The organism is Angelakisella massiliensis, from assembly GCF_900104675.1.
Classification (GTDB): Bacteria; Bacillota; Clostridia; order Oscillospirales; family Ruminococcaceae; genus Angelakisella; species Angelakisella massiliensis.
Genome location: NZ_LT629945.1, coordinates 298,465 through 321,764 on the forward strand (window position 1 = coordinate 298,465; position 23,300 = coordinate 321,764).

The 23,300-nt window shown below is 52.8% G+C and carries 18 protein-coding genes and 2 tRNA genes; 10 read left to right on the forward strand and 10 right to left on the reverse strand.

All coding sequences use genetic code 11. The features are described from left to right. Window positions 1-7 precede the first annotated feature (7 nt). Both BQ5383_RS06590 and BQ5383_RS06595 read right to left on the reverse strand, forming a co-directional pair. On the reverse strand, window positions 8-1,483 hold the full coding sequence (locus BQ5383_RS06590) for a MerR family transcriptional regulator (protein WP_071430507.1): 1,476 nt from the start codon (window positions 1,481-1,483) through the stop codon (window positions 8-10). A 163-nt stretch (window positions 1,484-1,646) separates the two neighbouring features. Beyond that, complete coding sequence (locus tag BQ5383_RS06595; RefSeq protein WP_071430509.1) at window positions 1,647-2,570, reverse strand: hypothetical protein; 924 nt, start codon at window positions 2,568-2,570, stop codon at window positions 1,647-1,649. Window positions 2,571-2,866: 296 nt separating this feature from the next. Here BQ5383_RS06595 and BQ5383_RS06600 point away from each other — a divergent pair, with 296 nt between their 5' ends. The 4 genes from BQ5383_RS06600 (at window position 2,867) to BQ5383_RS06615 (ending at window position 6,295) form a co-directional block, all read left to right on the forward strand. Next, the gene (locus BQ5383_RS06600; protein WP_071430511.1) at window positions 2,867-3,526 is read left to right on the forward strand and encodes a Crp/Fnr family transcriptional regulator; all 660 of its coding nucleotides are present in this window, start codon (window positions 2,867-2,869) and stop codon (window positions 3,524-3,526) included. A gap of 240 nt (window positions 3,527-3,766) precedes the next feature. Continuing rightward, on the forward strand, window positions 3,767-4,903 hold the full coding sequence (locus tag BQ5383_RS06605; protein ID WP_071430513.1) for an ABC transporter substrate-binding protein: 1,137 nt from the start codon (window positions 3,767-3,769) through the stop codon (window positions 4,901-4,903). A gap of 85 nt (window positions 4,904-4,988) precedes the next feature. Further along, window positions 4,989-5,681, forward strand: a complete 693-nt coding sequence (locus BQ5383_RS06610) for an ABC transporter permease (RefSeq protein ID WP_172724596.1) — start codon at window positions 4,989-4,991, stop codon at window positions 5,679-5,681. Beyond that, on the forward strand, window positions 5,675-6,295 hold the full coding sequence (locus BQ5383_RS06615) for an ABC transporter ATP-binding protein (protein ID WP_071430517.1): 621 nt from the start codon (window positions 5,675-5,677) through the stop codon (window positions 6,293-6,295). The genes BQ5383_RS06610 and BQ5383_RS06615 overlap by 7 nt, the downstream gene beginning before the upstream one ends. 202 nt (window positions 6,296-6,497) lie before the next feature. Here BQ5383_RS06615 and BQ5383_RS06620 read toward each other — a convergent pair whose 3' ends face one another. From BQ5383_RS06620 to BQ5383_RS06630, 3 genes are all read right to left on the reverse strand, one after another. After that, complete coding sequence (locus tag BQ5383_RS06620; RefSeq protein WP_071430519.1) at window positions 6,498-7,808, reverse strand: sodium-dependent transporter; 1,311 nt, start codon at window positions 7,806-7,808, stop codon at window positions 6,498-6,500. 166 nt (window positions 7,809-7,974) lie between these two features. After that, window positions 7,975-8,598, reverse strand: a complete 624-nt coding sequence (locus BQ5383_RS06625; protein WP_071430521.1) for a cytidylate kinase-like family protein — start codon at window positions 8,596-8,598, stop codon at window positions 7,975-7,977. Between the two features lie 126 nt (window positions 8,599-8,724). Continuing rightward, the gene (locus tag BQ5383_RS06630; RefSeq protein ID WP_071430523.1) at window positions 8,725-9,636 is read right to left on the reverse strand and encodes a LysR family transcriptional regulator; all 912 of its coding nucleotides are present in this window, start codon (window positions 9,634-9,636) and stop codon (window positions 8,725-8,727) included. A 153-nt stretch (window positions 9,637-9,789) separates the two neighbouring features. On the opposite strand from BQ5383_RS06630, the gene BQ5383_RS06635 reads away from it, so the two are divergent. Genes BQ5383_RS06635 through BQ5383_RS06645 form a run of 3 tightly spaced genes read left to right on the forward strand, consistent with a single transcriptional unit; the run spans window position 9,790 to window position 13,098 of the window. After that, window positions 9,790-10,644 carry an alpha/beta fold hydrolase gene (locus BQ5383_RS06635; RefSeq protein ID WP_172724597.1) on the forward strand — a complete coding sequence of 285 codons (855 nt, stop codon included), beginning with the start codon at window positions 9,790-9,792 and terminating at the stop codon, window positions 10,642-10,644. Window positions 10,645-10,665: 21 nt separating this feature from the next. Next, entirely contained in the window at window positions 10,666-11,934 is a 1,269-nt protein-coding gene (locus BQ5383_RS06640) for an SLC13 family permease (protein WP_071430527.1), read from the forward strand. A gap of 33 nt (window positions 11,935-11,967) precedes the next feature. Then, complete coding sequence (locus BQ5383_RS06645) at window positions 11,968-13,098, forward strand: 2-methylaconitate cis-trans isomerase PrpF family protein (RefSeq protein WP_071430529.1); 1,131 nt, start codon at window positions 11,968-11,970, stop codon at window positions 13,096-13,098. Window positions 13,099-13,787: 689 nt separating this feature from the next. On the opposite strand, the gene BQ5383_RS06650 is transcribed toward BQ5383_RS06645, so the two are convergent. Both BQ5383_RS06650 and sfsA read right to left on the reverse strand, forming a co-directional pair. Beyond that, on the reverse strand, window positions 13,788-17,189 hold the full coding sequence (locus BQ5383_RS06650; protein ID WP_071430531.1) for a hypothetical protein: 3,402 nt from the start codon (window positions 17,187-17,189) through the stop codon (window positions 13,788-13,790). A 212-nt stretch (window positions 17,190-17,401) separates the two neighbouring features. After that, window positions 17,402-18,097: a DNA/RNA nuclease SfsA gene (sfsA, locus tag BQ5383_RS06655; RefSeq protein WP_071430533.1), complete on the reverse strand. Its 696-nt coding sequence runs from the start codon at window positions 18,095-18,097 to the stop codon at window positions 17,402-17,404. Between the two features lie 409 nt (window positions 18,098-18,506). On the opposite strand from sfsA, the gene BQ5383_RS06660 reads away from it, so the two are divergent. The 3 genes from BQ5383_RS06660 (at window position 18,507) to BQ5383_RS06670 (ending at window position 21,836) form a co-directional block, all read left to right on the forward strand. Further along, entirely contained in the window at window positions 18,507-18,803 is a 297-nt protein-coding gene (locus tag BQ5383_RS06660) for an alpha-helical endospore appendage domain-containing protein (RefSeq protein ID WP_071430535.1), read from the forward strand. A gap of 245 nt (window positions 18,804-19,048) precedes the next feature. Then, a complete protein-coding gene (locus tag BQ5383_RS21050; protein ID WP_071430537.1) occupies window positions 19,049-20,452 on the forward strand; it encodes a choice-of-anchor A family protein in 1,404 nt (467 codons plus the stop codon). A gap of 94 nt (window positions 20,453-20,546) precedes the next feature. Next, the gene (locus BQ5383_RS06670) at window positions 20,547-21,836 is read left to right on the forward strand and encodes a glycosyltransferase (RefSeq protein WP_071430539.1); all 1,290 of its coding nucleotides are present in this window, start codon (window positions 20,547-20,549) and stop codon (window positions 21,834-21,836) included. Between the two features lie 220 nt (window positions 21,837-22,056). Here BQ5383_RS06670 and uppS read toward each other — a convergent pair whose 3' ends face one another. The 3 genes from uppS to BQ5383_RS06685 all read right to left on the reverse strand — a co-directional run bounded on the left by uppS (window position 22,057) and on the right by BQ5383_RS06685 (window position 23,279). Then, window positions 22,057-22,698: a polyprenyl diphosphate synthase gene (gene uppS / locus BQ5383_RS06675; protein WP_071434930.1), complete on the reverse strand. Its 642-nt coding sequence runs from the start codon at window positions 22,696-22,698 to the stop codon at window positions 22,057-22,059. 303 nt (window positions 22,699-23,001) lie between these two features. Continuing rightward, window positions 23,002-23,092 (reverse strand) — tRNA-Ser (locus tag BQ5383_RS06680). Window positions 23,093-23,192: 100 nt separating this feature from the next. Then, window positions 23,193-23,279: transfer RNA gene (locus BQ5383_RS06685), tRNA-Ser, on the reverse strand. Window positions 23,280-23,300: the final 21 nt, after the last annotated feature.

Consider the following 23,300-nt stretch of genomic DNA (forward strand, 5'->3'; position numbering starts at 1 on the left):
AAGCCTTTTATTCAACCAGATCCATGGTATAGGTCATGTGATAGTAATGCTCCGCAGCGTCTTCTTCCGGCAGCAGCAAACTCAGACCGGCGCCTCCCCAATAACCGGCGGATTCCACTGTGCGGCGAATACGGACGCCATAAATGGTTCGGTCAAAGCTCTCCATGGCATCCTCCGGCAGCTGTTTCAAGAGCGACAGCATTCCCCCGGAAAGGAACCCCACTTCTTTCTGCGCCCCCACAAAAGCCAGGGTAGCCAATGTGATCTGGTTGTCCGCCAGCCCAAAGACCATCTCTTCCCCCACATCATCCTCCACCGATACCGTGATGGTAATGCCGGTGAGAATATCTCCATCCAACTGATACCGGGTATCCACCACCGATTCAGGCGCAAGGTCCCCTTCTATGGTGATCACGGTTCCTTCGGGGTAAAGGGGCTGTTCCACCAGATTGCCGCCGGCATCCATTTCATACCGGTAATCAGGCAGAAACTGACGGCGCATATCGTTGAAATTTTCCGCATACCGCGCTACCGTCAGGGGCGCCCGGGCATTGGGCAGCATGGCGTCTATGGGCAGTGCCACTGAAATCAGAAACACCGCTGTCAGTGCCCCTCCCCAGGCAACACAGCGCCAATAGGGCAGCGGGCCCGCCACACAGCAGCTTTCATCCTCCCAGTCCAGAGGTTCTCCCACCTGGCAGCTGCGATAACTTTTGTAGCTGCGGTAAAGGGAGTAGACTGGCAAAGAGTATCCCTCGCCTTTGGAAAACACACCCCATAAGCGTTCCAGCGCCTGGCCATAGGAAAGGCGTCCCCCCGCCAGATTGGTCACCCGCAGCCCCAGGAGCCATTTTCCCGGAGTGGTTCCCCAGCGGGACAGCATCAGGGGCTCCAGCGCAAACAGCGCCGCCACGCCGAAGAGATACGAAATCACCTGAAACAACGTATCGTTCATGGGGTAGAGGTTCAATATCACAAACAACAGTACCAGCAGCAGCAGATGATACAGAGCCATATCCAGATAACGGGCCAGAAACCGCCGCCAGGGATGGGGCCGCACAGGCGTCACGTCCCGCTCCAGATTGTGGGAGGTTCGCGGAGGCGCGCCGTCCTCCAGCGGCTGCTCCATCTGTCGCAGCCAGCTTTCAGGGGCAAGCCGGTCATATCCCACGCCGGTATCCCGGATGGCACGGCAAATCTCTTCCGCCCGCGCCAGGGAAGCCCCCTCCAGACGAATGTCCTCCAGTCTTTGGCTGAGGGCCTCCTGCAAACGCTCCGGCTGCTGCTGCATCTGTCCGATTTCACCCAAGGAAATATTCAGCTGCCGCAGCAGTTTGATCCGCAGCAGGGTCTGGATATCCTCCTGGGAATAGTCCCGATAGCCGTTGGACTGCCGGGCAGGATGCAGCAGCCCCTCTTTTTCATAAAAGCGGATGTTCCCCCGCTCCAGTCCGGTTTTTTGCTCCACTTCCTGAATGTTCATCCTGCAGCTCCTTTCCTGGAGAAGTTTCCCCCTCCACGCCTTTATCATAAGGTATGAAGGGGGTTTACAGTCAAGAAAATTTTTCTTTCACTTGGGGCCGCGGCATAAAATCCCTGTCTCAAAGACAGTTTGGCTTTTCCCAAAAACATCCGTCCGCTTTTATTCAGCTTTCCGGAATCTCACTCTGTGGGATTTCCACTGTATTCCAGTCCTCCAGCTCTTCATCCGGCACCAGGGAAAGGCCGTAGGCAAGAGGGCCTCCCCCCAGGGAAATGACCCCATACCGGCCATCGGCCAGCTTTCTTGCCCGGAACATCAGCCATCCGCCGGAAAAGCTGCCGTCGGAGCGGATCTCACCAGCGGTATAGCGCAGTTCTCCCTGATCGCCGCTGATATAGAACTCACCGCAAAACTCTTCCTCCCCACCCCACAGGTGGCCGCTGTCGACGGAATATTCCGCAGCGCCAGTCTCCAGTACCAGGGGATGGAGCACCTCCAGGGCGATCTGCTGCAAGCTCTCTCCCTGCGTTTCCACCTCTACAATGGGCTGTGCCTCCTGGAATGTCTTTTCCAGGCTGCGGTCATACAGCACCGAGGAGGTCCAGCCGGTGCTGCCGGTCACCTCTTCGGTGCGGCACTGCCGCTGAATGGTCCATTGATCCTCCCCTATGGATTCCACCATCAGGCCGAAATAAGCCCCAAAGGAATTATTTTCCGTATCTTCGTAGGATACTCCCGAGGGCCAGCGGTCCATCTCTGTTTCAGGGATCTCCAGGGTATACAGAACCGCCAGATTTTCCCCGTTTTGATACAGCTGTCCCGCCAGCAAACGGCTGTCCGCCAGTTCTTCCCTGGCCTGGGGCAGAGAAGCATAAGCTACAAACAGCTCCCGGATCCACCCGCTGTTGTCGGGAGCGCCCTCCACTGTCACCACCGCAGGCAGAAAGTCCCCTTCCTGCTCCGCTTCCGGGATGCTTTCCGGCTGCGGCTGAGCGCCGCTGGAAGGGGGTGTCAGCTGTCTGTCACAGCCAGCCAGACCGATGAGAATCAGTATCCATACCATGATGATTATAAAAGCTTTTTTCATCCCTGTCTCCCCTTTCCATCTTAGTTGTTTTTCATAAAATAAGACTATTCTTCCATTTTTATTATAACATATTTTACTATATAGTATATGACCTTTTTGTGAATCTCTTGACACTTTTCTTTGATGTGATATAATGACTACCGTAAAAACCGTCTCATATGAGACATTATTTGATGTCGCCTTACACCTGCCTGACCATGGGATTATGGTCTGAAAGCTGCGGCCCTCCTGAAAAAGTCCCAGGGTGGTCCGCCTTTTCTGAAAAATACGGAAAGTTTGTAGAAGGGGGAGCGAATATGCTCACTGCAAAGCAGCGGTCTGTGGTTGCCGGCTCTTTTCTGCTGGAAGGAGTGGAACCGCCGGAGGATTTTCTCAGGCAGCTCCAGCCCATCCGTTTTCAGCCGGGGGAGGAAATTTATTCCGCCCAGCGCTTCCGCTCCGCCATCGCCATTCTTCTTTCCGGATCGGCCCAGGTGCGGGGGCACAGCGGTGTACTGATGAATCTTCTGGGACCGGGAGATTGCTTCGGCGTTGCGGCGCTGTTCCATCCGGTGGAAGAATACGTCACCACCGTATCGGCCCGTACTGCCGTTTCCCTGGTGTTTATCACCGATAAGGAGCTGATGGACCTGTTCCGGCGATGTCCCCAGTGCGCGGTCAACTACATTTCCTTTCTCTCCCGGCGGATCTGCTTTCTCAACCGCCGCATTGAAAGCTTCACTGCTCCCTCCGCTCTGGCGGGGCTGGGCCTTTGGCTGTTGGAGCAGGAACATGAGGGGGAGGTAAAGGTGCTTCAGGGATACACCCGCCTGGCGCAGCTGCTGAACATCGGCAGAGCTTCCCTCTACCGGAGCCTGGACCTGCTGGTGGAACGGGGAGCGATCACCCGTCAGGAGCGGACCATCTGCATTCTGGACCGGGAGAAGCTGAAGAAGGAATGTTCCATCACCCCCTGAGCGGTGGCCCGTGTGAGGGAATTTCACCCCAAGCCTCTTGGGAAAACATTTTGGTCTTGGGCGTATCACATCTATCATGGGCTTGCCGCCCACGCTCTCCTTCTCTGCGCCTGACGGGGGAAGGAACCGTCAAAATCAGAAAGGACGCTGGATTGTATCCGCTCCGGCATTATTGTTTCAGTACCACTTTTCGCCAATCTGCGGCAGTCTTTGCCGCCTGTGAAAAAAAGGAGTTTTACCATGAAAACAAACAGTACAAAACGGATTTTTTCTTTGGTGACGGCGCTGCTGCTCACCGCTGCCATGACCGCCTGCGGCACACAGCCCGCCTCTTCCGCCTCCAGCAGTTCTTCCCAGGCTCAAACCAGCGCTTCTGTGCAGGAGGAGGCATCCTCTTCTCAGACAGCCGCTTCGGAAGCTGCTTCCAGTGAGGTTTCCTCTTCTCAGCCAGAGGAGAGCCAGAGTGAAACCGGGGAAAAACTGACCATTCAAGTGGCCGCTCTTAAAGGTCCCACCGCTTTGGGGATGATGGAACTGATGGAGAAGGGCGAAGCAGGTGAAACCGCCAACAACTACGAATTCACCCTGGCGGGAGCCCCTGACGAGCTCACCGGAAAGATCATTCAGGGAGAGCTTGACATTGCTGCGGTGCCCACCAATCTGGCGGCAGTGCTGTACAACAAGACCCAAGGACAGGTACAGCTGGCTGCTCTGAACACCCTGGGAGTGCTGTATGTGGTGGAAAATGGTGACACCATCCATTCGGTAGCGGATCTGAAAGGCAAGACCATTTACGCTACCGGCAAGGGTTCCACCCCGGAATATGCCCTTAATTACATTCTCACCCAGAACGGTCTGACCCCCGGTGTGGATGTGACCGTGGAATACAAGAGTGAGCACGCCGAACTGGCCACGCTGCTGGCGGCTGGTGAAGCGGATATCGCCCTTTTGCCCCAGCCTTTTGTTACCAGTGTACTGACCCAGAACGATCAGATCCGGGTGGCTCTGGACCTGACGGAGCAATGGAACAAGGTCTCCGGCGGCAGCGTGCTGACCATGGGCGGCGTCATCGTGCAGAAAGCTTTTGCCCAGGAGCATCCCGAAGCTCTCCAGGCATTCCTGGAGGAGTACAAGGCTTCCGTGGATTTTATCAATGACAGCGCCAATCTGGAACAAGCCGGCGCGCTGGCGGAGAAATACGGCATCATCGCCAAGGCGGCCATGGCGCAGAAAGCGATTCCTGAATGCAATATCATCTTTATCGCCGGCGAGGAAATGAAATCCCAGGTGGCAGGCTTCTTCCAGGTGCTTTTTGAAGCTGATCCTCAGTCCGTAGGCGGACAGGTGCCGGATGAGGGCATCTATTACCTTGGCTGAGCCGGGTAAAAGAAAAACACCGCTGCCATCCAGGGTGATGGCAGCGGCCTTTTGGCTCCTTGTGTGGCAAGGGGCCTATTGGGCTGTGGGAAAAGATCTGATTCTGGTCTCCCCCCTTACCTGTCTGGAACGTTTGCTGGCGCTGATGGTACGCCCGGATTTCTGGGGCATTGTAGCCGGAAGTCTGGGGCGTATTTTGGCCGGATTTTTTCTGGGGCTGGTACTGGGGATCCTCATTGCCGCCGCTACAGCACGGTGGCAGTTTCTGTATCCCCTGTTCTCTTTGCCCATGAACATTATCCGGGCCACACCAGTGGCTTCCTTTGCCATTCTGGCGCTGCTGTTTCTCAGTGGTCCCGGTTTCTCCATCTTCATTGCTTTCCTGATGGTGCTGCCCCTGGTGTGGAGCAATGTCCATGAGGGACTGACCCATCTGGACCCCCAGCTGTTGGAGATGGCCCGGGTCTTCCGCCTTCCCCGGAGTGCGGTTCTCAAGCAGATCATCTTCCCATCCACGCTGCCTTATCTGCTGTCGGCGGTGCGGGTGGGGCTGGGCTTTTGTTGGAAAGCCGGAGTGGCGGGAGAGGTCATCGCCATTCCTGCCAACGCCATTGGCACCCAACTTTATAACGCCAAGGTATATCTGGAAACCGGAGATCTCTTCGCCTGGACAGCGGTGATCATTCTGCTGTCCATGGCCCTGGAACAGTGCGCCGTATGGCTGCTGGACCGGGGAGCGAAGCGGCTCCATTTACAGAAGGAGGGAAAAGGGTGCTGAAGCTGCAAAATGTTTCCTTCTCCTATCAGAATATGCCGGTACTCCGACAGTTGTCCCTGAACCTGGCCTCAGGGGACAGGATTGCCATTATGGGACCCTCCGGCAGAGGAAAAACCACCCTTCTCCACCTGATGGCAGGGCTGTATACTCCCCAGGAGGGAACGGTGGAAGGGGTCCCGTCCCAGGGGGTGGCGATGGTTTTTCAGGAAAACCGGCTGCTGCCATGGCTGACCCTGGAGCAGAATGTGCTGCTGCCTGTTCCGGAGAAAAAGTTGGAGGCCAGACGACTTCTGGAGCGCCTTGGCCTGTCCGGCTGGGAGGACCGGTATCCGGGAGAGTTGAGCGGCGGTATGGCCAGGCGGGGAGCAATTGCCAGGGCACTTCTTTTTGACAGCCCCCTGGTACTGATGGACGAACCGTTTCAGGGATTGGATGAAAAGACTCGTGCCGCTGCTGCCGAAGTGGTTCTGGACTACACCCGGAACCGGGCGCTGGCGGCAGTAGTTCATGATCCCTCGGAAGTCAAACTGCTGGAAGCAATGGTCTTTGATCTCACATCCCAAGATGACCTGTGTTCTGTTCCCAAAGCAGGAATACCCTTTGATGAAAAATAGCTTTTTTCAAAGGCAAAGGGCCTTGATGCTGAAAGTTTTGGCTTCCCCTCAGCCAAAAACCTTTTGCCTCTAATAAAATTCTCCTTTCACCCATACCAAAGAAAAACAAGGCACAGTCTTTTCTCAACAAAAAGACTGTGCCTTGCTTGTTTTTAACAACATATGGAACTGAGAAAGCGAATGGTTTCCTTTCTCCGCCGCTTCATCCAATACCGCCCCAGAGAATACCCAACACCAAAACCAAAGCGGCCAGGGGAACATAAATATACTTTGCCACAAAGCCGAAGGTGTTGCCCAGGGGAGTGTCCCGCCCAGTGTTCAGTTCCTTGCGGATGGCGGGATAACCCAATACCCAGTAAATCATCACCGCGCCCAGCAGCGCACCGAAGGGAACCACATAAATGGTGATCATATCCATCCAGCGGCCCAGGATCTGTTCTCCTTCAATGAACACACCCACAGCCAAAGCCGCCGCCCCCACCAGCAGAATGGAAGGCATCCGGGAAAGCTTCAGCTGTTTTCTGGCGGCCTCGGAGCAAACCTCAAACATATTTACCAGAGAGGTAACCCCGGCAAACAGCACCGACAGGAAAAACAGCACCGCAAACAGCCGTCCCAACGGCATCTGCTCAAAGATTTTAGGCAGGATGACAAACATCAGGGGAGGACCGGAATTGGGCGCCATATCAAAGGCAAACACAGCGGGAATGATGGCAAAGGCCGCCAGCATTGCGGCACAGGTATCCAGCACCGCCGTCATAACGGAAGCATGGGGAATATCCTCGCTTTTTTCCAAATAACTGCCATAGATGATCATGCCGGAGCCTGTGATGGACAGGGAGAAAAATGCCTGACCCATAGCCATCACCCAGGTTTCAATGCGCAAAAGATATTCCCATTTGGGCATCAGCAGATACTCATATCCCTCCGCCGCTCCATCCAGAAAGGCAACACGCAGGGCAATAAACAAAAACAGCAGGAAAAATGCTGGCATCATGATTTTGTTGACTGCTTCGATGCCTTTGAGAACCCCTCCGGAGAGAATCATCATCGTCATCAAAACCACCAGAATATGCCACGGGAGACTGCCGAAGCTTCCTGCCGCCTGCTGAAAGTACACATCAGAAGGCACCTCAAACAAAGCGCCGCTGATGGCTCCCCACAGGGAACGAAGCACCCAGCCCACAATAACGGCATACCCGATGGCGATGCCCAGGGAACCAAAAAGGGGAATACAGCCCAGCAGGCCGCCGCCCTCCTGCCCCCTGGAGCGCATGGCATAACGATATGAGCCGATGGGGCCTGTGCCGGTGAGACGCCCCAAGGCAAATTCACCGGAGAGGCCCACAGCTCCGAACAAAGCCACAAACAAAAAGTAAGGAATCAAAAAGGCTGCTCCGCCATAGGTACCCAGACGATAGGGAAACATCCAAATATTTCCCATTCCCACGGCGGAACCCACCGAAGCCAGAATAAAGCCGATCTTACTGTTAAAATTGCCGGACTGTTTCATAAAACCTCCCAGGCAGGAGAGCCTGTGCCCCTGCCGCTGATGATATTGGTGTGCCGTAAATTTTCTTCCGGCACAGAAGCACCCCGGACTCAAGAGCCCGGAGTGCATATCTTGGCATCAGGTGTGGGAGCAACCGCTCCCTTCAAGATTCAGCTTGGATCAATCATCACTTTTTCTGAAAGCCATCCAAAAAACTGCGGATAGCCGCTACCGCATCCTCCTGGGACAGAACGGAGGAATCAATGGACAGATGGTAGCTGCATGCGTTGCCCCAGATCACATCGGAATAATAGTTGTAATAGCTGGTCCGCTTTTTGTCGGTCTTGCGGATAATATCCCTTGCCTTGGCCTCATCCACGTTTTCGTATCCCATCACCTTGCGTACCCGATATTCATCGGAAGCGTGAATGAAAATATTGGCCACCCTGGGATATTCTCTGAGGATATAATCGGCGCAGCGTCCCACAATGACACAGGGTTCCTTGTCCGCCAGCTCCCGAATGACCTTGGATTGGAGCAGGAACAGCTTGTCGTTGGTCAGGCAGTCGTTATAATTGAAGCCGCCCCCCAGGTTCCGGGAACCCATGGACAAGGAGTACAGAAAGCTGTTGGAAGGCATTTCATCCGCGTTTTCAAAAAGCTTTTCATTGATCCCGCTCTTTTTGGCCGCCAGCTTGATCAGCTCTTTGTCATAAAAGGCAACATCCAGCGACTGGGCCAATGCCAGACCGATGTCTCTTCCTCCGCTGCCATACTGTCTGGAAATCGTAATAATAAGATTGTTTGTCATAAGGTTCAGCTCCTTTCCCATATTGGCGAGATAGATGGGTAATCCCCCTTTTATCATACCACGTTTTGGGCAAAATGCCAATATGTTTTTTGTGCTTTACAGCGATACTCCCCCTGTCTGTTTCTGTCAGGTGACACAGCTGCGAACAATTTGAATATAATCCTGAGCATATTGGGGCAAATACCCGCCCTTGCGATAGGCTACCACCAATTCGATCTTGGTGGAGGGCTCCCCAATGGAAAAATACACCGGTTGATTTTGGGTGTAAATGTATTTCAAATGGCTTTCGGAGACAAAACACAATCCGAAGCCCGATGCCGCCAGCCGTACCGCTCCTTCAATGCTCCTGGTTTGCAGGGCGATGGGGGGCGACATTTTATATTGCTCAAAAAGCTGGCGGGCGATCTGTCCTGTGCGCTGATCCGGCAGATGAATGATGAAAGGCTCATTCTCAAATCGCTTCAGATCGATCCACGGGAAGCGGCATTCGGAGCGCCAACGCCCTTTCTGCGCCAGAGGATGGGTCTTGGCTACCGCCAAAGCGATTTCTTCTCTGCGCAAAACCTCATAATCCAAATGGGGATTTTTAATAGGATGGTTAAAAATGGCAATATCTGCTTTGCCGCTGATTAACAATTCCTCCAAAACTGTAGATGGTTCTTCGTACAAAATAACCTCTACCCCAGGGTACTGCCGATGGAATGCCGGCAGGGTGGCAGGAATCATATAGGAGCTGCGGATGATGGGATAAGCGATGCTCAGCCGTCCCTTTTGCATCTGGTTGATATCGCTCAGCTCATGGTCCATCTCTTTTTTCAGCTGGAGCATCCGGGCTGCGTAGTCCAGGTATCGTTCCCCTGGGTAGGTAAGGAAAAATCGCTTGCCGATCCGCTGAAAAAGAGGAAATCCCATCTCCTCTTCCTGCTGCTGCAGGAACTTGGTCAGCGTGGGCTGGGTTACCCCCAATTCCTCCGCCGCAAGGGAAAGGCTTTGATGTCTGGCAATAGCGGAAGCGTATTGCAATTGGCGAAAATCCAAAGGATCACGTCCTTTAAAATTATTCCTTATTATTATGTTTATCATTATAATCATGAATTTGAGTTTTGTCAAAAACTTTTCTATACTGAATATGCAATGACAGCTGCGCGGCGACAGAATATCAGGATGGATGTGGTGAAGGAGGAATGTTCCATGGCGACCAAAGAGAATTTTTTTCGGACTTCAGACGGGCTTTACTTGTATTTTGAGGACACCGGCGGTGACCGCCGGCCTCTGATCCTGATTCCCGGTTTTGCTTGCAGCACCAGAACTTTTCACCGAAATATTCCGGTATTGGCGGAGCATTACCGGGTCATTACCATGGATCCCAGAGGTCATGGCAGATCCATGAAGGTTGCCGGAAATAACCGTCTGGACCGGATGGCCCAGGATATCAAGGAACTCATTGATTATCTGGATTTGAAAAATGTGATCCTCATCGGCCATTCCCTTGGTGGATCTCAGGTGGCTCATTACGCCGAAAAATGCGGAGAATACAAACTTTCCGGTATTATTTTGGCAGACGCTTCCCTTTACGCTTTTGGTGAGGCGGAGTGGAATCAGCATCAGGCCAATCACTACAATATAGACGGCTGGCTGCAAAGAATGGGCGTTTACATGAACAGCCCCGAAACTTACGCGGAAAATGTTTATAAAAACAATACCGCCATGGAGGAAATCGACCGTGAGATCTTCCGTGACAGCACCCGGGCTCTCCCTCCTTTCTGTGGGGCGGAGTTCCACCTGGACACCTATCATACGGACAACATGACTCCCCTGGCCAACCGGACCATTCCTGTTGGGATCATGGTTACCCGCTCCGGCTATCACAATGCCTGGGAATCCGGCCATGAGGCAGTCAAGCGTCTGGTGCACAGTCCGCTGCCGGTCTTGTATGAGTTCTTCGGCGGAAATCATATGTTCCCTGTATTGGAGGCCCAGCGCTTTAACGAATGCATTCTGGACTTCGCGGCGCAGGTAGACCGTTTGGAAGGTCAGAAGCCGTAAGAAAGAAGAAGGAGGATCGTCATGGAATCGAATTTCGCACTGCTTTCTCTGGTTTTTTTGGTTGTGGTTCTGGTAATCGGTTTTCTCAGAAAAATCAACATGGGCCTGATCGCCATCGGCGCCGCTCTGATTATTGGGCGCATTGCCGGCGTCAGTGACAGCACCATCATCGGCGGCTTTAACACCAGTTTGTTTATGACCCTGTTGGGAACCTCGTTTTTGTTCAGTATGGCCGTCAACAACGGCACTCTGGATCTGTTCGCCAAAAAGATCCTGAAGCTCACCGGCAGATACGGTTGGCTGGTTCCCATTGTGTTCACTCTGCTTACCTTTGTTATCTCCGCCTCCGGTCCCGGAAACATCCCCACCGTGGCACTGTCCGGACCGCTGGCCATCATCATCGGCATTCAGATGGGAATCGACCCTGTTTTCCTGGCGCTTCTCAGTGTTATGGCTTGTAACCTGGGCTGTATGTCTCAAATTTCCAACGGCGGTATCATCGCCGCCAATCTGGGGGCGGAAACCGCTTTCGCAGGCACCTTTGAGGCCTCTCTGTTCATCAACTGCATTCTGGTTGCGGTTCTGTTTACCGCTATTCTTTATATCCGCTTCAAAGCCTATAAAATCAAAGGCGGCCTCAACGGAGGAGAGTTTCAAAATCTTCCCGCCTTCAATCAAAAGCAGTGGATTACCCTGGCCGCCTGCGCTGCCATGATTGCCGCTGTGTTCATTACCGGTGTGAACGTGGGGCTGGTGGCCTGCCTGCTGGGTGTGATTCTGGTAATCTTTGGTGTGGCCAATGAAAAAGCGGCCATCAAAATCATGCCCTGGGGCACCTTTATTCTGGTGTGCGGCGTCAGCGTGCTGATGAAAGTTGTGGTCAGCCTTGGCGGTATCGACCTGATGACCAACGCCCTTACCTCTATGATGAATGAACATACCGCCGCTCCCATCCTTGGTCTGACTGCCGGTATTATGTCCTGGTTCAGCTCCACCACCGGCGTGGTGATGCCCACACTCATTCCCACCGCCGCGGGAATCGCTGAAACCTTCCAGGGTGCTGTTGGATATACCGAACTGGTGAGTGCTGTAACCATCACTTCCTTCATGGCCGCCTTCAGCCCCGCTTCTACGGGAGGCGCAACCATCATTGCCCAGTACGCTGTATTCAAAAAAATGGATGAGGAAGAATCCAATCGTTTGTTTATGCGCCTGTTTATCATTTCCGTTTTGTCCGTGTTGTTCAGCGTAGCTCTGGCCGCCATCGGATTTTACGGCCTGGTCAAATAAACAAATAAGGTGGCAAGGAGGTCTTTTGACGCCATGGAACGACATATTCCCTGTGTATTGATGCGGGGCGGAACCAGCAAAGGGGTTTTCCTTCGCCGTGAGGATCTGCCTGAGGACCCTGCCCTTCGGGACAAGCTGCTGCTGCGGCTGATGGGCAGTCCCGATCCCAGGCAGATTGACGGATTGGGAGGGGCAACGTCTGTTACCAGCAAGGTGGCGATCCTGGAAAAATCCAACCGCGCTGATGCCGATGTGGACTATACTTTTGCTCAGGTTTCAGTGGATAAGGCAGTGGTGGACACCAAAGGAAATTGCGGAAACATCTCCTCCGCGGTGGGACCTTATGCCGTGGCAACCGGGATGGTAGAAGGCAAAGATCCTGTCACAGAGGTCCGTGTCTACAATACCAATACACAGAAAGTCATTGTTGAAACCTTTGCCACTCCCGGCGGAAAGGTATGCTATGATGGGGATTATGTCATTGCCGGCGTTCCGGGAAGCGCGGCTCCTGTCAAACTGACTTTTATGGACCCCGCAGGAGCGGTATTCGGGCGGCTGCTTCCCACAGGCAATGTAACAGATGAACTGGATATCCCCCATTGGGGCAAAGTATCTGTCTCCATTGTGGACGCAGCCAATCCTCTGGTTTTTGTCAAGGCGTCGGACATCGGGCTGACCGGCCGGGAACTGCCCCAGAGCCTTGAACAGGCTCCTCAGCTGCTGGAACGGCTGGAGACTGTGCGGGGCATGGCGGCCCAGCTGCTGGGATTGACAGAGGATTACAAAAAATCCGCCTGGGAAACCCCAGCGGTACCGAAAATGACCTTTGTGGCGCCTCCCGCCAATTATGTCACTGCAGCCGGAAAGCTGATTGAGGCGGGAGAAATCGATCTGGTTGCCAGAATGATGTCCATGCAGAAACCCCATCAGACCTATGCCATGACCGGGGCCATGTGCACCGCTTGTGCCGCAGCTATTCCCGGCACAGTTGTCGCACAGTGTTTACCGCCCCAGGCCAGTCATAACAAGCTGAGGATCGGGCATCCCGGAGGGATCATTGAGGCAGGTGTGGAATATACCATGTCGGAGGGTGAAATCAACATTATTTCCGCTACTGGTTACCGCACCGCACGGATGCTGATGAGTGGAACCGCTTTTATCTGATCTTCTCATACACAAAAGGAGGGCAGCACAGATTGTATCTGTGCTGCCCTCCTTCCACTGTAAAAGCCTGTTTCAGTGAAAAATTAAAGCCGGATGTATGCCTCTTTTTATATTTCTGTTGGTACCTGGAGGATGAGAACAGTAGCAGGCGTGGTTACCGGTTTTTCAGCAGCCGTCATCTATCCAGGGGAATTGGGTGTGCTCTAAAAACAATATGGGCTTTTTAAACATTCAGGGGCGCAGTTCCAAGAACTGCGTCCCTCAGACTGTAGAAAAACCTATTTTAAAGAGCAAACAAAATTCAAAGTCCCCATAAAAATCAGGACATGCGCCTGATTTTTATACCTTGACCCGCGCCCACCTGGGCGCGAAACCGGGGGTATCGCCGCTGGTTTCATCAGGAACCTGCGGCGTATCCAGGGGGACTGGGGCCCCCTGGAAGTGTGCCGAATCCTTTCGGCACACTCAGAGGGATATGCGCCTGATTTTTATACCACGACCCGCGCCCATCGGGGCGCGAAACCGGGGGTATCGCCGCTGGTTTCGTCAGGAACCAGGCGGCGTATCCAGGGGGTATGGGATACCCCCTGGAAGCGTGACGAACTTTTTCGACACGCTGGGGCGCAGTTCCAAGAACTGCGCCCCTTTCTTTTTTAACCGGAAAGCCTTGCTTTTCCGGCTTTCATTGTTTAGTCTTTGCCGCCGATGTCAATGCCGCCGCCCTTGGCCAGGAATACTACCGCCAGGATGGTAATGACAATGACGATAATGAGAATCGGTACAATAATTGGGATCTTCTTGTTTCCTTCCACCTTGGTATCTGTAGGTTCCGATTCTTCCTCAGGCTCGCTGCTCTCACTGGAAGAGCTGGGCAATTCAGCCTCAGAAGAGCTTTCTTCGGAAGAACTGCTGCTTTCGCTGGAGCTGCTGGAGGAACTGCTGGAACTGGAGGAAGGAGGAGTAACGATGCTGCTGGAGCTTGCCGGCGGCACATAGGTGGAAGATGAAGACGGCTTGCTGCTGACCGAAGCGGTAGCTCCACCGGAACCGGAGGAAGAAGCGCTCTCTCCATACAGTGCCTTTTCAGTAAGGACGTAAGTGGAAGCGCTGGTGAATGCGAATGTCACATCCCCATCGGAATCCGACTTGGCAGAGCCCTTATAGGTCAGCTTGGAGGAGCTGGGATCATATTTATACAGATACAATGTCTGCTTATCATAATCCCGGCCCGCGGGGATCGTCAGATTGAAGGTGCCGTAGAAGCTGCCGCTGTGGGACAGTTCAAAGATCAGGATATCCTCATATTTGGCCTTCTTGGAGATGGTCTTATCTTCGATGACTGTAACATCCAGCGGATAATAGATCTGATAGTCCGGAGATTTCTTCAGGGTCTTGCCGTTGATCCGCCATACAAAACCGTCGCCCACCGACAACTTGAGGGTTACATCCTCACCCCGGAGGGTTTCCAGCACCCGAACGGGGAAGTTGGTATTGCCGGCGATATTGGCGGAAATGGTGTCGCCTTTGTCCGCCCGACGGATCTCCTTCTGGATATCGCTCCACTGCTGCTGGTTGGAGCTGTCGTCACTGTCATCATCACTGCCGCCACCGGAGGAAGAACTGCCTTTGCGAACAGTCATATAGCCTTTAACCTCGGTGACAGGCACACCGTCCTTGCCTCCTGCTCTGGCAATGATCACAATGTCTGTATCCGTACGGGACAGACTGTTGCGTTTGACTGTCAGCAGGCCAGTGTTGGCATCAATGGAAATACCGGAGTATTTATCTCCCAGGCTCCAGGTGACATGATGATTATCCCATTCCGGGCAATCCTTGGTATTGCCGTACTCACAATTGCCGCTGTAGACCGGCTTGCCGGAGCCATTGCTCAGCTCCATGGTAGTGGTGCTGCTGGACACAGTAAAGATCGCTTTGTTATTGCTGATGGTCAGCTTTCCGGTAGAGGGGCTGATCTTACCGGGAACCACGCTTCCCAGATCGGTGATGGTCAGGCTGCAAACCTTACCGGTGCGGGTAATGGTCACAGGGAACTCCGCGCTGGTCTTGTCTCCGCCCTGGGCCACGATTCTCAGGTTGGTGGTGGTGCCGGGCAGCTGGTTGGCTGTAACAGTCAGTACCCCGGTGTTGCTGTCAATGGCCACACCGTCTACGGGAGCCGCCAGCTTCCAGGTAACAGTATGCTTGTTGGTGTGAGCTTCATTGCCAAATTCGCACACCTGGCCGTTATTGGCATAAGTCAGGCCCACAGAGTAGTTATAGGTTTTGCTGGTGCCGCTATCAATGGAGATATTCTGCTCCCCGCCGGTGATGGCAATGGTTTCAATAGTCTTGTTGCACAGCTTGCCCCGGGTGATGGTGATGTCCTTGGAGGCGGTCTTGTCGTCCACCTTGGCAGTGAGCGTAACGACCACCTTGTTGCCGGAGAGCATCTTGCTGCGGTCAATGGTCAGCTTTCCATTCTGATCCACAGCGATACCATCCAATTTACCTTCTTTGGCTGTCAGAGACCAGGCGACAGTCTTGCCGTGGGTAGGGCTGTTTTGGTGATCGGGATTGTTGCAAGTGCCATCCAGCACCATGGAAACGCTATAGGCCTTTTCTTTGGTATTATCGGCATTGAGCGTCTCATTTCCAGCGGGGCTGAGCGTCAAACTGGTCACTTTCTTCTGGCAGGAAGTATCACGGGCCACGGTAAATTCCGCGGAAATTGGACCGTTCAGTCCACCCTGCAGTTGGGCGGTCACAGTAATCTTGGTGCCGTTGGCGATGGTTCCGGGGACGGTGATGACACCATTTTCTACCTTAACGCCGTTCTTTGCACTGTTGGCGTCTACAGCTACAGACCAGCTTGCGACACTGACAGGCTGGCCATGAGGGTCACCTTCCGGATGCTGATCACAACTGCTTCCCTGATAGTTCACTATCAGCTGATACTTAACGCTACCGGAATCATTAGAGCTCAGATTCAGATTTCCTTCCGGTGTCAGCCCAGTCGCTTGCAGGGAAGCCACCGGTTGATAGTCACAGCCTTTTGGAGTAATGGTACGATTGACAGTAATGGTTTTTTCAGCCCGAACCGAATTGTTAATGAGCGCAGTGACTGTGATTTTAGTTCCATTCCCTACGGTACCATCCACTGTCAGCTTTCCATTGCCATCTATGGCTATGCCGCTGCTGGTCGGTTCTGCCGACCAGCTCCAGCTGGTAACCGCCACCGGAGTGTCATGCTTATATGGATCATCCGTGTGGCCTTTATCGCATTCACCTTCAAGCGTAAGCTTTCCCAGACTAAAAGCCACCTCACCAGAAGAGCTGTCGGTCAGGGTCAGGGTATCTCCGCTGAGATTGGTGCCGGAAGCATTCAATTCCCCTCCGACAACAGTACGTTCACATTTTTTTGGCTGTTCCTTTTCCTTGACTGTAACTGTCACTGTTTGCGAAGGAACAGAACTGGTGCCGGGAGCAGGGCTGTGCTGATCAGTTCCTGGGGAAAGAACCGTATAATGATAATTATGCGTTCCCACCTTGGCATCCTTAACAGTCAAAGGGTTTTCACTGCCCAGTAAAGTTTCTCCCTCATACCATTGGATGAGCACAGATTCATTTTTGTAATTATAAGCGTTGGCTGTCAGAGTAAATGCTTCCCCCTCTGTAACAGCAGTTGAGGAAACGGTGATTCCTGCGGCAACAGGCTGAGAGGGAGAAATCCATGTGGTAATGCCCGTTGTGTTGCCTGCGGAAGAAATGGTTACAACATTTTCCGGTTCTGTTGTATATGAAATGGCAATTTTACCCTCTGCCACAGTTGGCACAGCCCCTGGCGCTTCGCTCAGATCCAAAACCACATAATCCTCGGCATTATTAAAGTTTTGGATTGCAAGGGTCTTGCTCTCGGAAATGCTGGCTGGAACCTTGTAATAAAACAGGTCCGTTTCTCCCGGGGTTCCAGTCATCTGTTGAGGCGAAACTGCACCTAAATCCACTTTGGCGGCCAAAGCCGTCACCGCCATACTCTGGCAGATGAGCACCGCCGCGGCCAGCATCGCCAGCCCCTTACGCATTTTATTCATGGAAAAAGCCTCCTTTACTGCGGAATACCAGCTCTTTAGGGTCGTTCATCCATAATAACGAAATGAAACGCCATTTTATTGACAAGAATCCCTTCTTTTTTTTGTGAACTTTTTGTTTCCAGCTCACAAAAACTTTCTTTCCGCTCTTCTGTCATAACAGTGGCAGAATTTCCGCTTTTTGCTGCGCATTTCTCCCAAAAAGACAAATTTTTTTATTGCAGGACAATGGGCACCCTTTTTGCCAAGGTCACTTTTTCCGGTGTCACATGGCACTGCTGAGCCAGCAGCAGCACTCCCGCTTTCCTTGCCTCAGCCAAAGCCTTTCCAAATTCCGGCTGTGTGTCGTCATTGGGACGAAATTCCCTCATCCCCTCCATCTGGATGACAAACACTACAGCGCATTGTTCTCCCTTTTCCGCTGCCCGGGTCAGTTCCCGAACATGGCGCAGTCCCCGAAGGGTTGGGGCATCGGGAAAACGGCAAAGCCCTCCCTCCTCCAAAGTTACGCCCTTCACTTCCAGCAGGGTCCTGCCGCCGTCAGCATCCCCGGCAACAAAGTCCAAACGGCTCTCCCCGAAGGTCACCTCCCTGCGGACGGACACAATTTTTCGCTCCGGCAGCTCAAGCGCTCCGTTTTCCAGACTTTCCGCCACAATACGGTTGGGCGCCTGGCTGTCGATGTTTACCAGCAGCCCATCCTTGTCCACCGTCACCAGGGTATAATGGGTTTTTCTCCCCGGTTCCGGATGCCATGTCAGCCATACCCTGCGGCCTGGGATGAGCAGTTCCCCGCATCGGCCGGTATTGGGGACGTGGGCGATCACTTCTTCCCCCTCTACCAGACAATGGGCAATAAAACGGTTTGGGCGACGCAAAAAAAGTCCTTCACGGACATTTTGGTAATACATATCATTTCCTCCTGCAGCGTGCTTTGGTGCTGGACAGTTTTCGCTGCCTCAAACAAGGAATGCTTTCCTGCTGCTTGTCTGTATCCCCCGAAAGTCTTTCATCCCTGTCAAAGCGCACCGTTTCCTCTGCTGTTGACTTGTGCCATATGACCTTTCACAACATGATCATCATGCGGGATGATCATCGCCCATACAGACAAGGGGCGGCTCCTTTCATATTTGGTTCCAGCCATAAAAAATGATATCCCGCCGTTTTATTATAGCAGAGATCATTTTTCCGGAAAAGTATCCAGCTGTTTGAAGCCCTCTGACCACTGCGCCTGTGCCGGGGCCCATTCACACAATGCTTCTGAAAAAATAATATGGTTGTGAGCGAAGGCTCAATTATAAAACAAGGAGTTTTGTCACTATGGGAATGCCAGTTATCACCGCCAGCGCAACTACCAGAACCCAAGCCATTACCGATATTATCCAATCCATCGCTCTTCAGGAAACCGCTCTGTCCCACATTCTCAACGCAGAAGGAGAAAAAATCCAAAAAATGGTCGCCTTGCCGGACGTGACCCCTGAAGTGCTTCTGGCCACCAACAAATCCGTGGAATCCATGGTCAACGCTGTGTCCAGACTGGAAATGATCCTTCAGTCCAAGCTCTCCGTCTTTGACGGCTGCCTGTGCGATAACGCTTCCGCTGATTCTGCTCAGTAAAGGGAACACTTTCCGCCTTTTCAGATGTGGCTGCCGCATTTGAATGAAGCGTTTTCAAGATCATGCCATAAAGCCAATGGCGTATGCCGCTTTTATGGCTTTAAAGCTGAGGGATGCCTAAAATCAGGTATCAATGTTCTGGGCGGGGCTTCCCTGTGGGAGTCCCGCTTTTTCTAAAAAACCTCCGGACAATATGAATTTTCTGTCGGGAGAAATGTCTATGACACAATCAAGGAGGACAAAATATGGCGATCAATTTTGGCCTTGCCAATAACTATAATGTATTTGTATTCGGTAATTTGAGCCTGAGCAATACAGATGCAGAAGGCCGGGTAGCGGTAGGCGACAACGCGGTTTTAAGCAACTATGGTATCGGCGCAAATATCACTCCCCTGCCTCCGGCAAACACCGATCCTTCCTTTGTGGTGGGGGGCGACGTCAATGTAACCGCGGGTTCCAACGCCAGCGGCAATACGGTGATCAGCCCCACCAGCACGATTGTCAACTATACTATGGGCAACCCCAACGGTGCCCTCATCACCGGTACTCCCATTGACTTTTCGGAAGCGGAACGATATTTAAAATGCGCTTCTGCGTTTTGGAACGGACTGGCGGAAAACGGAACCGGCGAAGTGGTGTTCAACCAGCTCAATCTCATCGGCACCAACGAGGCTTTGAATGTTTTCCGTTTTGACAGCGGCAACATTTACGGCACCGGCCTCTCCCTCAACCAACTCAATGGAATCAATATCATCGCCCCCATCGGCTCCACTATTCTGATCAACGTACTGGGGACAAATATTCAGTACGGCAGCTATCAGATCTTCCGCAATGGTGTGGCCGCATCCAGAACAAACGCAAGAAGCATCCTCTGGAACTATCCCCAGGCACTCACCTGGTCCAACAGCACTACCGCCATTTATGGTTCTGTGCTGGCCCCGTATGCAGCGGCTGTCACTACCTTCAGCCAGATCAACGGCAACATCATGTTTGACAGCTATACCGGCAACGCTGAAAGCCACAATGAGCTGTTTGTGGGCGAATTACCGGATCCTACAGTTTGTCTGCTGAGCACTACCAGTACTACCAGCTCCAGTACTACTACCAGTTCCAGCACCACTACCAGCTCCAGTACCACTACCAGTTCCAGCACCACCACCGGTTCCAGTACCACTACCAGCTCCAGCATCACCACCAGTTCCAGTACCACCACCAGTTCCAGCACTACTACCAGCTCCAGCACCACCACCAGCTCCAGCACCACCACCAGTTCCAGCACTACCACCAGTTCCAGCACTACCACCAGTTCCAGCACTACTACCAGCTCCAGCACCACCACAACATCCACCACAACATCTTCCACATCCACCACAACTACAACCACCGTCGCCCCTGTACCCCGCAGTCAGGCGGTGACAGATCTGTTTGAATCTGTGGCGCTGCAGCAGGCGGCGCTTGCTCACATTCTCAACGCGGAGGGGGAAAAAGTGCAGAAGATCTTGTCTTTTACAGAAATTTCCCCTGATACCGTTCTGAAAACAAACCAATCTGTGGAGTCCATGATCAACTCCATCGCCAATCTGGAAACTGTTCTGAAGCAAAAAATAGAGTTGTTCGATTCCTGTATCTGTGACAGCAAGGACCAATAAGCGCAGGGATTTGAAGAACCTGTTATAAACGGTGTTTCCGGCGGGACGCGTCTCTGTCTCGCCGGAAGCACCAGAAAAGAAATGAGGGTTTTTGATGAAGGTTGCGGTATTGACCATGTTTTGCGGACTGTCCAGCACATATTCATTGGTAAATGTTGTGGCAGATCAGATTGAAATGCTGCTGCGTGCCAACATACAGGTAAAGGTTTTGGTCAGCGAAACCTGCCCCGACCAAGAAAGGAAAGGCATTTTTGCCGACAAACGGATTGAGTGGGTCAAAATCATCAATACATACAAAGGCGCCAATATCACCTGGCATGACTATTCCAGCGGCACGGGAAAAGTGCATGAAACTTTTTTTGAGGAAGCGGAACTGATCGCGGCGGATTTTGTACATCACCTGAAGGATGTGGATGTATGTATCCTCCATGATATCCTGTACCAAGGGTGGCATTTGATCCATAATATCGCTATCCGTACCGCCCAGAAGGAGCTTCCCCACCTGCGCTTTCTGGCATTCACCCATTCATTGCCTCTCAACCGTCCCATGGAGCTGGAGCATCCTTTTTCCGCCCGATACACCCCCATGCCCCGGACCACATTCGTTTATCCCACTTACTCCGGCCTTGGAGCTCTGGCCAGGCAATACGATGTTCCCCTGGGCCGATGCGCTGTGGTATACAACACCCTGCCTCTGCTGGAATCCATGGGTGAAGATGTGCGCCGTGCAGCGGAAAACATTGATTTGATGAAGGCGGAAATTCTCATCGTTTATCCTGCCAGACTGACCACCGGAAAACGGTTTGAAAAGGTAGCGGCACTGGCGGGAGCCATCAAAAGCAAGGGAGAAAAGAACACCAAGGTCATTTTCTGTGATTTTCCCAGCGCTGACATCCCCGTTTCTGTTTATAAAGGAATGGTACGGATGGAAGGAAAGCGATACGGCCTTGGTGATGAGGATATGCTATTTACATCCGATATCGGATATCCCCAAGGGTTTCCCAGACAGGGGATCTTTGAGCTGTTTACATTGTCCAACCTGTTCATCTGCCCCTCTTACTCTGAATCTTTCGGGCTGACTGTGCTGGAAGCAGGCAGCCGGGGAAATTTTCTGGTTCTCAACGAAGCGGTACCCGCCCTCAAGGAACTGGGGGAAGCGCTGGGAGCCTATCTGATGCGCTGGGACGCCAGAAATTTCGGTTATGATACCCATGAAAAGTACCTTCCCTCAGAAAGGGCTTATTATGAAGACCATGGAGCAAACATCGTCAACCTTATGCGGGAGGACCAGGGCATCAACGCCAAAACCATCATCCGAAGCCGTTACCACTCCCAATGGATCTTTGAAAATCAGCTGATGCCTCTGCTGGAAATGGGAAGATGATGTTTTCATCCGTGGAAAAAAGTTCCGCAAGGAAAGCTTCCAGGCGTTTTTTTCCTTATTTCCCTAAGAAAACAAATAGGCAGATACCGCTTCGGGCATGAGAAAAGCCCCAAAGCGTCATGTAAGCGGCTTTGGGGCCCTGCATTTCAGCAGTGCGGCGGCAGAATCAGCTATTTACTGAAAAAGACAGATCTTCCGGCTGTTTTCATGGCTGGCTCCATCATCCCCCCAATGTGACATCCTGCTTCTGATACCACTGGAGCGCCTGGGAAAAATCCTCCGGCTGGAAATCCGGCCACAGCCGGTCCACCACATAGAAATCAGCGTAGACCGACTGCACCGGTAAAAAGCCAGACAGCCTCCTCATGCCTCCCCAGCGGATCACCAGATCCACTCTGGAGATATCCCAGGAACGAAGCTGGTGACAAATATTCCCCCGATGGTTTCCGGGTCTTTCCAGGTTGGCAAAATCCCATTCCCATCCGTAATTGACCAAAAGATTCACCTTTATCCCGCCGCCGTTAAAGTCTGTGCGGACAGTATAGGGGATCAGTTCCTTTGGAAAAAGGGAGGCTGTCTGATCGCCTACCACCAAAAGGGATACCGGTTGGGAAGTCATCAGCTGGACCGCGTCCACACAAGCTTTGGAAAAAGCCTCCACCTGCCGGGCGGGACGCTTGCAGTTATCTGTGGTAAAGCCGTAATAAGTGATTTCCGAAACACCGGCCTCCGACGCCAGCTTCAACAGATCCAACCCCGGCCTCAGCCCATGCTGGTAGCCTTCCTGCTTTCCCAAGCCCCTTTGAACCGCCCAGCGGCGATTGCCGTCAGGGATCACACCAATATGTTTCGGTATTCTCACACCATCACCCTCCTTTTTCAGTACCTTTGTAGTATCTGCCGGACCTTTGCCGCTATTCATCAGATAAGGGGCGGTATCGGTCAAGTTGACAAAAGGCAGGTATGGAACACCTGTTTACAGCCATCAAAAGCAAGGCATTCCCCCAGCCATGACACGGAGAAAAAGAACCGCAATCCTGATACCGTTTGCATCAAAATTGCGGTTCTTCTTTTGGATAGCCGGTCCATTCAGCTTTGCTGGACGGGACTGCTTATTTTTGACATGGAAAAAGCCCGGAGTACATCTGACTCCGGGCTTTTTCGTTGGCGGAGATGGAGAGATTCGAACTCTCGCGCCGGTTTCCCGACCTACGCCCTTAGCAGGGGCGCCTCGTCACCAACTTGAGTACATCTCCAGATTGGTAATCGCCATCGACAGATTCTGTTGTTTGCTCCTGAATTCCAGCCAGTTGTTCCCCTGCCCTCAGCGTAAACCGAACCGGTTATTGGTTTGGTTGGCGGAGAGGGTGGGATTCGAACCCACGGCCCTTTCGGGTCACTGGTTTTCAAGACCAGCTCCTTAAACCGCTCGGACACCTCTCCATCAAAGGCTTTCCAAGGCGC

Bases quoted from the DNA above. Each gene is read 5' to 3' on its own strand.
- BQ5383_RS06590 (WP_071430507.1), bottom strand. From the start codon at position 1,483: ATGAACATTCAGGAAGTGGAGCAAAAAACCGGACTGGAGCGGGGGAAC.
- BQ5383_RS06595 (WP_071430509.1), bottom strand. From the start codon at position 2,570: ATGAAAAAAGCTTTTATAATCATCATGGTATGGATACTGATTCTCATC.
- BQ5383_RS06600 (WP_071430511.1), top strand. From the start codon at position 2,867: ATGCTCACTGCAAAGCAGCGGTCTGTGGTTGCCGGCTCTTTTCTGCTG.
- BQ5383_RS06605 (WP_071430513.1), top strand. From the start codon at position 3,767: ATGAAAACAAACAGTACAAAACGGATTTTTTCTTTGGTGACGGCGCTG.
- BQ5383_RS06620 (WP_071430519.1), bottom strand. From the start codon at position 7,808: ATGAAACAGTCCGGCAATTTTAACAGTAAGATCGGCTTTATTCTGGCT.
- BQ5383_RS06625 (WP_071430521.1), bottom strand. From the start codon at position 8,598: ATGACAAACAATCTTATTATTACGATTTCCAGACAGTATGGCAGCGGA.
- BQ5383_RS06635 (WP_172724597.1), top strand. From the start codon at position 9,790: ATGGCGACCAAAGAGAATTTTTTTCGGACTTCAGACGGGCTTTACTTG.
- BQ5383_RS06640 (WP_071430527.1), top strand. From the start codon at position 10,666: ATGGAATCGAATTTCGCACTGCTTTCTCTGGTTTTTTTGGTTGTGGTT.
- BQ5383_RS06645 (WP_071430529.1), top strand. From the start codon at position 11,968: ATGGAACGACATATTCCCTGTGTATTGATGCGGGGCGGAACCAGCAAA.
- BQ5383_RS06650 (WP_071430531.1), bottom strand. From the start codon at position 17,189: ATGAATAAAATGCGTAAGGGGCTGGCGATGCTGGCCGCGGCGGTGCTC.
- sfsA (WP_071430533.1), bottom strand. From the start codon at position 18,097: ATGTATTACCAAAATGTCCGTGAAGGACTTTTTTTGCGTCGCCCAAAC.
- BQ5383_RS06660 (WP_071430535.1), top strand. From the start codon at position 18,507: ATGGGAATGCCAGTTATCACCGCCAGCGCAACTACCAGAACCCAAGCC.
- BQ5383_RS21050 (WP_071430537.1), top strand. From the start codon at position 19,049: ATGGCGATCAATTTTGGCCTTGCCAATAACTATAATGTATTTGTATTC.
- BQ5383_RS06670 (WP_071430539.1), top strand. From the start codon at position 20,547: ATGAAGGTTGCGGTATTGACCATGTTTTGCGGACTGTCCAGCACATAT.